Annotated in this window: 9 protein-coding genes; 3 read left to right on the forward strand and 6 right to left on the reverse strand. The window is 58.3% G+C overall.

Going from position 1 to position 12,337, the window contains the following annotated elements; translation table 11 throughout:
* Positions 1–249: 249 nt before the first annotated feature.
* The 5 genes from AB1772_06355 to AB1772_06375 all read right to left on the reverse strand — a co-directional run bounded on the left by AB1772_06355 (position 250) and on the right by AB1772_06375 (position 6,776).
* The gene (locus AB1772_06355) at positions 250–1,638 is read right to left on the reverse strand and encodes a hypothetical protein (protein MEW5795966.1); all 1,389 of its coding nucleotides are present in this window, start codon (positions 1,636–1,638) and stop codon (positions 250–252) included.
* Between the two features lie 386 nt (positions 1,639–2,024).
* Positions 2,025–3,395 (reverse strand): MmgE/PrpD family protein, encoded by a 1,371-nt coding sequence (locus tag AB1772_06360; GenBank protein MEW5795967.1) that lies wholly within the window; start codon positions 3,393–3,395, stop codon positions 2,025–2,027.
* 182 nt (positions 3,396–3,577) lie between these two features.
* Entirely contained in the window at positions 3,578–3,997 is a 420-nt protein-coding gene (locus AB1772_06365; protein ID MEW5795968.1) for a hypothetical protein, read from the reverse strand.
* Positions 3,998–4,213: 216 nt separating this feature from the next.
* A complete protein-coding gene (gene lysF, locus AB1772_06370) occupies positions 4,214–6,181 on the reverse strand; it encodes a homoaconitase (GenBank protein MEW5795969.1) in 1,968 nt (655 codons plus the stop codon).
* Between the two features lies 1 nt (position 6,182).
* On the reverse strand, positions 6,183–6,776 hold the full coding sequence (locus tag AB1772_06375; protein MEW5795970.1) for a hypothetical protein: 594 nt from the start codon (positions 6,774–6,776) through the stop codon (positions 6,183–6,185).
* A 262-nt stretch (positions 6,777–7,038) separates the two neighbouring features.
* On the opposite strand from AB1772_06375, the gene AB1772_06380 reads away from it, so the two are divergent.
* The 3 genes from AB1772_06380 (at position 7,039) to AB1772_06390 (ending at position 10,062) form a co-directional block, all read left to right on the forward strand.
* Complete coding sequence (locus AB1772_06380) at positions 7,039–7,569, forward strand: ATP-binding cassette domain-containing protein (protein MEW5795971.1); 531 nt, start codon at positions 7,039–7,041, stop codon at positions 7,567–7,569.
* The gene (locus tag AB1772_06385; protein MEW5795972.1) at positions 7,566–9,026 is read left to right on the forward strand and encodes an ABC transporter permease; all 1,461 of its coding nucleotides are present in this window, start codon (positions 7,566–7,568) and stop codon (positions 9,024–9,026) included. Before AB1772_06380 ends, AB1772_06385 begins: the two co-directional genes overlap by 4 nt.
* An 88-nt stretch (positions 9,027–9,114) precedes the next feature.
* Positions 9,115–10,062 carry a Gfo/Idh/MocA family oxidoreductase gene (locus AB1772_06390; GenBank protein MEW5795973.1) on the forward strand — a complete coding sequence of 316 codons (948 nt, stop codon included), beginning with the start codon at positions 9,115–9,117 and terminating at the stop codon, positions 10,060–10,062.
* Positions 10,063–10,493: 431 nt separating this feature from the next.
* On the opposite strand, the gene AB1772_06395 is transcribed toward AB1772_06390, so the two are convergent.
* On the reverse strand, positions 10,494–12,089 hold the full coding sequence (locus AB1772_06395) for a transglutaminase domain-containing protein (protein MEW5795974.1): 1,596 nt from the start codon (positions 12,087–12,089) through the stop codon (positions 10,494–10,496).
* Positions 12,090–12,337: the final 248 nt, after the last annotated feature.

Here is a 12,337-nt window from a genome sequence, read left to right on the forward strand (position 1 = left end):
GTGTCGTTCCTGCGGCCGCAGTCGACGCAACCTGATCTCTACCGGACGGGCCATACCAGTTCCTCCTTGAGGAACCAATATGCACTTGTTGAATATTCTTAGCAACTAATAGTTGCTATGGCACTAGATCAAACTTGTGTCAGGTGTTGATCCCGGTCGAATCCCGTTTCACGGGACAGGGTCGGGCGGTGACCTGACGCCGTTGGTCCGAAGCAGAATAGTGGCGTCTTTTGGGAGTACTCCCTCCCCTTACTTCGCTGATACCTTCCTCGCCAAAGCGCCCGTCCACGACGCGACAAGCCAGATCACCCCGGCAACAATTACCGCGGCAAGCAAGACTGTCCAAATCAGATAAGCCGCGAATGCCAGAAGTGTCAGCTGCCACGACACCATCGGTTTAGGCGGCTGTTCCTTGCGGAACACACTCGGATATATCGGGTCGAGCGCGAACCACAGGCTCTTGACATCGCGCCAGTACGCGAGGTGCGCCAGCACTGGAAGATGGGCGAGCCTGATATGGAAATTGGCCGGCTCAACGACCCGGCATATGCGACGCGCATCGAGCGAACCCGAGACCGGGTCGAGCACATGGTAGCAGTTGACCCACCACGGCGCTGCGTGCGTGGTCGCATGAGCGTATGCCGCGGCGGTCCACGGTGTCAACCGATGAGGATAGAGCGTGGCAACTTTATCAAGTGGACTGCCGAGGGTCACGAATCGCACGAGACCATTGCGAAATAGAGCGACACCTTTTTTTCGAGTATCGTTGTCCGGTCCCGCCGGGAGCCGGTCAATTTCCTCCGCGCGCCTGAAAAGATCAGCAAGCACGTTGTAGCTTATCACCGTGCCCAAGCTGTGCGCGACCCAGACGACCTTCTCGAATGCGTACCTCTCCCCGGCGACATCGAGTTTCTCGTGGTCCTGCAGCGGCTCGAAATCGGGACTGAGCCCGAGAAGCTGCATGAAGCGGGTTCGCACCACTTGATCGATGCGCTGAACTATCGCCCCCTCGGTTACCCCTTTCGGGCGCATGTAAAGGCGGACATCGGTCAGATAACCGGACACGACTCGCGGATGCCGCAGCCATGCGAAAAACCAACTGAACAGCAGCGGCAGTTGCATCAACACATAGACCAACCCGGCCCACGGCTTGACTCGAAGAGTGAGCGCCGCCCAAAGAAGGCGGAGTTGCTGACCGATAAGCCACCCGACTGTCCCAAGCGCCGAAAAAAGCCGCTGCTTCCAGAGGGTCTCAAAGAAGAGCTTCGTGGGCTCGTTGTACGGGCGCAGTTCCTTCTCGAAAGTAGTTCTGACGTCGTCGTAATTGGCCCAGTAGCCGTCGCGGATGTACGGCGGCGGCAGCGACGGACCGTCAAAGCGGGCGTTGCGATCAAGACGCTCCAGCAGATCGTCAGTGCCCGATCTCAGCGCCGCGGCAGTTTCCGCGACCGTCTGTGTGCCGATACCGTGCACCACAAATACAGCCGTTCTCCACACGGAGGCCCCAACCGAATCGTCGTCGGGACCGGTCGGCCTGGGAACCACGCCGATATGCCAGGGGAAGGCGCTAAGATCGTCCGACGGACGACGCAATCTCCTGACACTTCGGAATCGGAATCGCCGCCACTTCTCAGACATGTTATCCTCCCATTTCCGGTGCGGCTTGGGTAGTTTGTCGCACTACCTGTCGCATCCCGGGATGAATTAACGCCTTGAAACTCGCAACAGAAAACTGGCTTACTCAAGTGTGATTGTCAAGACAAAACGCGCAAGAACTGACGCTCCCGCACGGCGTCAGCTCACTATCCGACCCGGCCCGTTACTGCTGATTCCATGCTTATCGCTACAGCCTATCCGTGTCATCGCGAGGCTCGTCCCGCCCGACTCATACGGGGCGGGAGGAGCCGTGGCGACCTCAACCTGCACCTACATAACATGTTGAGATTGCCGCGCTACGATGCGACCGCCAGGACGCGGCGCATGTCCGCTCGCAGTGACAATTCCGAGTGCTTTCTGCTACCCCCTCACACTACTGTCGCCTGCATGAACTCCGGAGCGGAGAGTTTCTCGCAATTGAAGATCGTGTCTTTGACATTCTGCCGCCGCTCGGCGCTCAGTAACTTCTCGGCCAGGCCCGCGAACTTGATATCAAGGTCCTCCTCGGTCATAGGCTCGCGGGGATCACCTTTCGGATATTCGAGATAAGCGGAGTACTCGCGACCGTCTTCGGTGCGCACGACCACTTTCGACGGCTGTTTGGCGGGGAACATCTTCTCGAATTCCATAGATGCCTCGCCCTTGATCTTGTCGATCACCGCCCAAATGCGCGGGTCTTTGAGTTTCTCCTCCGAGAACGACGCCGTGCTGATCTGGCGATCGACAATCGCGGCCGCGAGACAGTACGGCAACGAATGATCGGCAGTCTCGCGAGATTCGGGGCGATATTTGTGCGGATCAAACAGGATATCACAAGCGCGGGCGATAGTGGTCACTGTCGCTGTTTCAATCTGCTCCGGCTTGATATCGTTCTCGCGGATCACTTTCAACATGCAGGTCAGGTGCGTGTGGGTGAGCGCCTCGGTCGGAAAGCCCTTCATCGAGCATTCGAGGATTTTGAATTTCGTGCCCAGCCCGCCCAGCAGATTATCCTTTTCCCATTTCGGACCGAATACATCCATCAGCCCCTCTTTCCCCTCGAACACCGCCTCGGTGCCGGTATATCCGCGCCGCGCCATCAGCGCGGCCACCACGCCCGCCTGGACCGCCATCGGATCGACCGTATTCTTCATCATGGTGAGTTTCCCGGCTGTCGGACAGCCGATCGTGTGATTATGGCAGCCGCTGATACCGATCGCGTGGACCATCTGATCGACAGTCAAGCCAAGCATCTTCCCCGCGACAATCGGCGAGACGAACTGTGTCAGTGTGGCATGGTGCCACTTGCGCTCGCGCACGCCGGGAACGGCAAACTCGCACAGCCGCATTTCAAACTCATAGGCGAGGACGATTCCAACGATGACTTCTTTCATCGAGGCGCCCACCATTTCGCCCACCGAGAGCGCCGCCGGTATTATATCCGACGGGTGCGACGGGTCTTCTTTCCAGTAGATGTCGTTGTAATCAAGTGCGCGGATCATCAGCGAGTTGACCAGTGCGGCGTTGGCTGCGGGCAGCTTGTCGCCGAAACCGAACAGGGTCGCCTGAGGCTTCCCGCCCATATCTGTGTAAATCCCGCGGAGGATGCCCACGTCCTTGGTGTGATACCCACCATAGGCACATCCAAGCGAATCATAGAGATACCGCTTGACCTCATGAATCGCTTCAGGTGTCAGGTCATTGTAGCCGAGCCCGACCGCGAACTCAGCGATCTGGCGGGAGATTGACTTGTCTGGCATGTGTTGCTTTCAGAAGTTGTTTCCTTGTAGGGCAGAACCCAGGCGCCGCGCGCGGAAGCGAGCGGCTGTTGTGGTTCTGCCATCTCAAAGACATGCTGAGCCTGTCGAAGCATGACCACGGGAATCCGGTTTCTTGTAGGATCGCCATGGGTGCCACGTTCGTTTCAATCTAATGATGCTCTCTATCTGGGCGAGTGCCTTAAAGCCTCTTCTACCTTGTGCCATGCCTCACGATGACCCAGTTTCATTGCCGTGGCATGGCAAATGACTCCTCGCGTGGGGTACTGCTTCGTGCTTTCCCTTGCTTCGTGCTCGGTCATGATGGAGTACGACGGCGGTTCCCCGGGTTCGTTCAAGCAGACCAGTACGTAGACCACATTCTTCTCTATCTTGTCCTTCATGATTGGCCAACCGGTCTTGCGCTGCACACTCTTCACCTGAACCAGGGCAGCTCCTCCCCGTTTCTCTGCCAGAATGTCAATCGCTTTGGCATTCCCCATTGTCAGCGCCACGTTGTAACCCCTCTTGCAGAGTTCCGCAGCAACAAAAAACTCTCCCGCGAGGTGCACGCAGTTCCTGTCGATCTTCTTGTGACTCGCCATGTACTTCTTACCTCACAAATAGCGTAGGGCAGAACCCTTGGCGGTTCTGCCGTTTCCATGCGCATTGCCGGGACCGTCGGGCCTCTGCCCTGCTATGTCATGCTGAGCCTGTCGAAGCATAACTCGCACCCTTGATGTCACCCTTCGACAAGCTCAAGGTGACGTTTCGCACATTGTCGAGACTACGCCACAGCGGCCAGGCGAAACGGATCCGCCTTACAGTTTCTTCTTTACCCAATTTTCCAGCCCGCCCTCAATCACCAACTCCTGTGCGGCGACACCCACCGGATCAATCGCGTACGTCTTGCCGCCCGCTTCGAGAGTCGCCGTATCGAAACGGATCTTTGCCGTTATACCTGTCCGCACAGTAAGAGCGTCCGTACCGAACCGCTGCTTCAGGTCACGGCACAGACCAGGTGTTTCGAGCGCGAGAAAACCGTTGTTGAGTGCGTTGCGTTGGTACGTCTGATTCAGCGAGCCGGCCAGCACCAGCCTGATGCCGCGATATTTCAACGCCGTAGCCGCCTGCTCGCGCGAGCTGCCGGTGCCAAAATTAAACCCGCCGACCAGGATATCACCTTTGTTGACAATCGTACCGAACTCCGGATCGTAGTTCTCCATGACTACCTGCGCCTGCTGCTGCGGGGTGAAGTCATCGATATAGGTGTACTTGCCGGGATAGATACCATCGGTATTGAGATTATCTTGATGGCAAAAGATCAATTCGCCCGCGATTTCATTTGGGAAGTCTTTCAGTACGGATACGGTAGGTCGTGTGGAGGGCCGCGATGCAACGGTTGTCGACGCCTTCACCTCGGGTACGTCGCCGACGTCCGGGCCGTCGATATACCCGGCCACCGCCGACGCGGCCACTACCTCGGGCGAACCAAGATAAGCCTGTGCGTCGCGCGAACCCATCCGGCCTTTGAAATTGCGATTGGTCGCCGAGATCCCCACTTCGCCGTCCTGCAGAAGGCCGACTCCCAAACCGATACACGGCCCGCAGCCGGGCGGAAGCTCTCTCGCGCCGGCATCGGTCAGCGACTGCCAGTCGCCACGGCGGGTTGATTCGGCCTGCACCTCACTCGACGCCGCCGAGATGTAGAATTCAACACCGTCAGCGACTCGCTTCCCCTTGATCACTTTCGCGGCAGCGGCGATGTCTTCGACACGGCTGTTCACGCAGGAGACGAGGTACGCCTTCTGGATTTTGACATGGCGCTTGCGAATCTCCGGAATCGACGTGTACGTCTTGACGTTATGCGGGCCGGATACGTGCGGCGACACCGTGGACAGGTCGAGCTTTAGCTGTTTAGCGTAGAAGGCGTCCGGATCGGCATAAAGTATATTCTTAGATAATCCATCTATCCTCTTGTCGTTCAATCTGGTGCTTGATCCGTCTGTCGCGCCCGCCTCGGACGGCTGCCCGGTCGGCCCGCGCCTTCGCACAAACTCTGATCGCCTCCGCAGCCAATCCAGCGTGACCTTGTCGGTTGGGAACAGGCCGACCAACGCCCCCCATTCGGTGGTCATATTGGCAATTGCGAGCCGATAGTCAACTGACAAATGCGCGACCCCATCGCCGCAAAACTCGACTGCATGGTTCAGGACCTCGTCTTTATTGAAAGCGCCGCACAGCGTGATGATGACATCCTTGCCGGTCGAGCCGGCGCGGAGCCGCCCGTTCAGCTCCACCCTGGCCACCGGCGGCACCTGCCACCAGGTGCGACCAGTGGCCCAAATCGCGGCGGCATCGGTGCGAACGATTGGAGTGCCGAGACATCCCAATCCACCGTACATGTTGGAGTGCGAGTCCGAGGCCACCGCCAATGTCTGCGGCCAGGCGTATCCTTCCTCGCACATAATCTGGTGTCCGATACCGCGCCCCGCCGGATAGAAGTCGATTCCGTGCTGTTTGGCGAACGCCTCGATCGCGGCATATTTCTTGAGATTCGCCTCGCTCCGGTCCTGCACGTTGTGGTCGAGCGTGAACACCGGCTGACGTGGATCGAGGATCTTCGTGGCGCCGATAGATGTGAACTTCGGAATGACCGCGCCGGTGTTGTCATGAGTCATAACATGGGCCGGGCGAATTGACACGAAGTCTCCCGCATGAACCTCCTGCCCCGGTTCGAGACCAACCGCGAACCGCTGGACAATCTTTTCGATGAGGTTCTGCGCCATGCTATTTCACCAGCTCGAAATCAATAAAATCAGCGTGATGGAAGATAATGCTCTCCGGGCTGCGTTTCTCGCCTGTTCCCTCTTTGGAGTGCGTGGCGATAATATGCATCACCTCGGATGGTAGTCCGTGTTTGAAAGCGAGCCCAACTCCCGAGAACGGATGCCGGATATGCATACCATAGTTGGATTTCACCGGCTTGCCGTCGACAATTTCGAACTCGAGCAGCTTACCGACATCGGCCAGTAGCGCCCCGGCAACGAGATGATCACGATTGACCGGCGTGCGTTTGGCGTCGTGGAAGTCACTCAAAACCTTGTCGCAGGCGATACACATCGCGCACACCGCCCGCACATGACTGATAAACGTGATCTGCACGTTTTCGGCCAGCAGTGTAAATGGCATGTTCCGCAGCAGTTCTTCGGTCCAGCCACGGAATTGGATCGCCTCGCTCCAGCACGCGATGACCTGCTCACGTAATTTGTGGTCGGTTATCTCGTTTATCTCCGGCAGCAGCCGCAACACCGTCTCTTTCATCTGTTCCTCGCCGTCATTGCTTAGTACTTCTCCCGGCCATGATACGCGGCGGCCGAGCACCGGTCAAACGGATTCGTGCTTTCGGAATCGCAGTTTTGCTTGAACCTCTCGCGCGATATTACGTAGTTAACAAGAACGGACACTCGAGGACCAGCAAAACCACGATGGAAACCCCGCTCCTTAAGACCACAAATCTCTGCCGCTACTTCAGGCGGGGTCCGCAAGAGGTACGGGCGATCGACCACGTGAGTCTGTCCGTGGACGAAGGCGAGTTCCTGGCACTGATGGGGCATCGGGGTCGGGCAAATCGACTTTACTGGCCATGCTCGCCGGTCTTGACACCCCCACTTCCGGGCATATCGAAATCGGCGGCCGCAGGCTGGGTGATCTTTCGCGCCGGGAGCTGGCCGCCTATCGCGCCAACCGAGTCGGGATGATCTTCCAGTCATTTAACCTGGTGGCCCACCGTACGGCCCTCCAGAATGTGGAACTGGCGCTTTATTTCAATCAGACGGCTCGCGCGGAGCGCGCCCGCCTGGCGCGCCAAACCCTTGAGCGGCTCGACCTGTGTGACCGGCTCGATCACAGACCGGCCGGCCTATCCGGCGGCGAACAACAGCGTGTCGCGATCGCCCGGGCACTGGTGAAGAGCCCGGAGATGCTGTTTGCCGACGAGCCGACCGGCAATCTCGACTACGAGCACAGCCGACAGATCGCGGCGATTCTTGCTGATTTGAATCGGCATGGCATCACAGTGCTCATGGTCACGCACGACACCGAACTTGCGGCGCAGTATGCCCATCGGACGGTCCGCCTGGTCTATGGACGAATGGCCGGAGAGCCGATAGCATGACTTTCTACGACAAGGTCAGTATCCCGCTAGGTAACCTCTGGCGGATGAAGCTGCGCTCGTTTCTGACCAACTCCGGCGTGATGATCGCGATCGGCGCGTTTGTCGCCATGCTCTCGTTCGGCGCAGGCAATCAGAAGTATGTTACCGAACAGTTCAATCAGCTCGGACTGTTCAGCACGATGTACGTCTACCCCAGGACCAACGGGGAATCGTCCGATACCACCAAACCGTCGCCGCTCAACGACTCGGTAGTAACCTGGCTGGCCGGACTGCCCGGAGTCGATCTGGCGTATCCGTACAACGCCTACGAGGTAACGGCGGCGACCGCCGACACCGCCCTGAAGATTCAGGCGCAGGCGGTCCCTCATAGCGCTACGACTACTAAGATGTTCACCCGTTTGGAGGCCGGGCGGTTGTTTGAGTCGGATTCGGCCCGTGAGGCCGTGGTGACAACGATGTTTCTTCGTGAGGCCGGAATCGATTCAGCCGAATCAATCATCGGGCAACAATTGGTCGTATCGGTTCAGCGGATTCGCCTCGATTCCGGGTTGGTGCACGTGCTTCGGGGATCGTCAGACCTTGCCGATCGGGTATTCGTCAAAGGCTGGATCGACTCAGTGCGGCGTGTCGAATTCCCGAAGCGGATCGTCCGCAATGAACTCAATCAGGCGGTAGTCCGGTTCAGCGACGGGATCTTCAATCATCCGACCACGATCACCGACACGCTTACTATTGTCGGCGTGCTGAAGACCGGCGAAGGGCAAAGTCGGCTCGAACCGATTCTCGTGCCGGTCGCTACCGCCGGGCGGTTTTCGTCGGAAGGGATGTCCAACGACCCGACCGAATTGTATGCTGCGCTCAGCGGCGGCGGGTTCTTCAATGAAGCGGGCGACCCCGGATATCAGACCTACCCGCGCGTGACCCTGCAGCTCGATCCCCATCTGCCGTTCAAGCCGATCAAGGATTCGGTTGAGGCTCGCGGTTTCCGATCGTTTAGCTACGCCGAGGAATTCGAGGAAATCCAGAAGTTCTTCATCTACTTCGACATGGCGCTCGCCCTGGTGGGGATGATTGCGCTGGTTACCGCCTCGCTCGGCATTGTCAACACCATGGTTGTGTCGATTATGGAGCGGCGGCGCGAGATTGGCGTGCTGAAATCTTTAGGCGCGGCCGAGGGTGATATCCGCACGCTGTTCCTCTTTGAGTCTGCCCTTATCGGCCTCATCGGTTCGCTTGCCGGAATAGCTCTTGGCTGGGCGGTCAGCCGGGTATCGTCGGCAGTGGCCCGCTATTTCATGGCGCGGGAAGGGTTCGACGAAATCGAATTGTTCGCCCTCCCCAGGTGGCTGGTGCTGCTCGCGCTTGGGTTCGGCCTGGTGGTAAGTATTGCCGCCGGGGCGTATCCGGAAGCGCGCGCCGCCCGTGTCGACGCAATCGAGGCGCTGCGGGTAGAATAGACGACCGGATTATCGTTTGGCTTCCGATTGGCCGACTCATATATTACGGCCCGGCGAAAACCAACCTGTGAGAGGACAGAGATACCGCATGGCGAAGAATTTCGCGATTACCGGGGTCGGCGGCTATGTCGCCCCGCGCCATCTGAAGGCTATCAAAGAGACCGGCCACAACTTGGTGGCGGCGGTCGACCCGGCCGACTCGGTCGGCATTCTCGACCGGTATTTCAACGATGTAGCGTTCTTTACCGAGTTCGAGCGGTTCGATCGGCATATCGAAAAGCTCCGCCGCCTCGATGACTCACAGCGCATTCACTATGTTTCAATCTGCTCGCCTAACTACTTGCACGACGCCCACTGCCGGTTTGCGCTTCGGGTCGGCGCCGACGCCATCTGCGAAAAGCCGCTGGTGCTGAATCCGTGGAATATCGACGCCCTCGCCGAACTCGAGCAAGAGAGCGGGCGGAAGATCAATACTGTGTTGCAGCTACGAGTCCATCCCGCGCTGATTGCGCTGCGCGAAAGGATTCAGAAAGAGCGGCCGTCGGATAAGCATGAGGTGCAACTAACATATATCACTTCACGCGGGCCGTGGTATCTCGTCTCGTGGAAAGGTCATGTCGATCGTTCCGGCGGACTGGCGACTAATATCGGCATTCACTTCTTTGATCTGCTGATTTGGCTTTTCGGCCCGGTGGAGAAGAACGAGCTGCACGTTTCTCAGGCGACCTCGGTAGCAGGATATCTGGAGCTTCAGCGGGCGCGCGTGCGGTGGTTCTTGTCGATTGATCGCAGCATGTTGCCGGACGAAGTCAAGGCCAAAGAGCATACGACTTATCGCTCTATCTCAATCGACGGCAAGGAAGTCGAGTTCTCCGAGGGGTTCACCGACCTGCACACCGAGGTCTACCGCCGCACTCTGGCCGGACAGGGCTTCGGTCTGGAGGACGCCCGCCCATCAATCAATCTCGCACATGATATTCGCGTGGCAGTACCGGCTGGGGTGAGCGCAAATTCGCATCCGATGGTGAAAAGTTAGGACGGGGATCTGGTGCCCCAGTCCGCCGATGGCGGACGCTGGGATTGGGAACGCAGTAAGCCGGCTATTTGTGGGCGGCAGACGTCCTCGTCTGCCCCCTTGGACAATCTTAAACTCGCGTGCGTCTGGAATTCCAGCTGTAGGGCGGGATGCTTGCCATCCCGACACATCACTTCATCGGTCGGCAGGCCTCCGAGCCTGTAGAGACACCGAGCGGCAGGGGTGGAACCCTGCCGATTATAAACACAACCACCTCTTTAGTCTGGTGCCCCACCCCTTGGGGTGGGAGCAGATTGGGAGGAGACGACGGTGCGAGCGGCACGATGATCCTGTTTGGTGCGCGTAATGTTACCGCTCAATCCTCACCCACCGCAGGCGGTGGGGCACCGCGAAGCGATCCCGCCCCACCGTCACTCCTCAAGTTCGCGTCACTACTCCACCGGCGTCCACTCGCCGATGTTCTCGACCACTACCTTGCACTTCCCTTTCGACGTCCACCGCTCGTTGCCGTTGTAACCCCAGTCCATGTACTCCGAGCCGCCCCCGCCGACAGTCGTCACCAAACAGTTGTTTGCAACAAAACCAAATGAACCGGCTACATCCGCCGGCCATTTGCTGTCGCCCCGCGACGGGTCCACCGGCACCCAGCCGTACCCCGGCAGGTAGACCTCCACCCAGCGATGAAACACGTCATCATAGGAGGCGTCATCGTTGCGTACGACAATCGCACCGGCATATCGCGCCGGAAGCCCGGCCGCGCGACACATGGCGATGTATACAAAAGTGTATTCCGAACATGAACCGTTGCCCCGCTCGAGCACTGCCGGAGCGACATTCCATCCGCCGACCCGCTCGTATTCGAGCTTGTCGACACAATACTGCTGGATGCGGCGTGCGATCCAGTACGGGTTCGTCTCCACTCCCACGGCGTCCTGTACGGCCTGGCGGATAGTGTTGCTGCCGATATCGAATTTGGTGTCATCCACTAAGTATTCATCGCGGATGGCCTTGGGAATTTCGTCAAGGCGACCGACCTTCTCCGGGAACACAAAGAATCTCGTCTCGTACATGTTAGCCGAGACTGTCATGCGCAGCTCGGTGAACTGATCCGGGCCGAGATCGTCAAACCGGAAATGTGCCACCTTCTGTCCCCACTTATCAGTGAGCACGTCGGTAACTGTCGGTGAAAACTCAACAGTGCTGAGAAGATCCTGGTTCGCAAAACTCTCTGGGAGCGCCATGTAGACATCGAGTGTTTTCAGAGTATCCGGCCCGAAGCTTCGTACCTGGTGCAGGAAATCGACCTTCTGCTTTTTGACTTTGGTGCGCGCATAGGGTGTGTCATCATCGCGAACCAACTGGTATATCCGATCAGTCTGATAGTCCACTGCCCACAGGTTCTTGCCGTCCCAGGCCAACCCGCACGGGTACGGCCCCGGCGACGGATAACTCATGACCACGTCCCCGCGCACCGGCGCGACCATGTAGATCCGATCCGCAAACCGGTCCGCTACCCAAAGGTACGCGCCATCATAAGACAGACTTGTCGTGTGCGACGTCGGTGACGGGATAGATACAATCGTAGTGCCGTCGTCGATACTGATAAGATCAATCTTGTTGTACCCGTCGCCGCTGATCCACAAGCGCTTGCCGTCCCACGCCAGACCCGTGGGTTCGGAGATTGGACTCGGAATTGTTCGCTCAACTATCTTACTGGACGGATTGATCGCGAATAGACGCTCTTCCTCAGCGTCGGCTACCCACAGCAGTCTGCCGTCGAACGCCAGTCCGCGCGGCACGTAGCCGGGGGTTGAGATCGAATCCTGAATGGCGCCGTCGGTGCGGCTGACAGCGTAGATCTGATCACTCCGCCGATCCACACACCAGAGGTACTTGCCGTCGTAGGCAAGTCCCTGCGGGCACATATACGGCGCTGGGATTGACTTAAGGGTGTCGCCGGGAGCAGCCAGAGCGCTGCCTGCGAGGGTAAGCACTGTCAGGAACAGAGCGGTAGCAGTTTTGCTCATCGTATCCTCCTTAGACATTGAGCTTGAGCTCGAAACTCGTGGACAAGGGCACACACGCGCCAAAAATCAGCATTCAAGATAGCGATGTCAAGGGTTGTAAGACAAGACGAGCCCCGCCCGCAGAGGAGCCGTTACGGCATTTCGTTCGCGGCAGACGACTTCTTCTGCCCGTCCATCGAGACAGTTGTAGGTCGAAACCGGCCCGCTTCGGGCGGTTTCGACAACCACTGCTTAGTGCAACCCGCGAG

This window comes from Candidatus Zixiibacteriota bacterium (assembly GCA_040752815.1).
GTDB lineage: Bacteria > Zixibacteria > MSB-5A5 > GN15 > FEB-12 > JAGGTI01.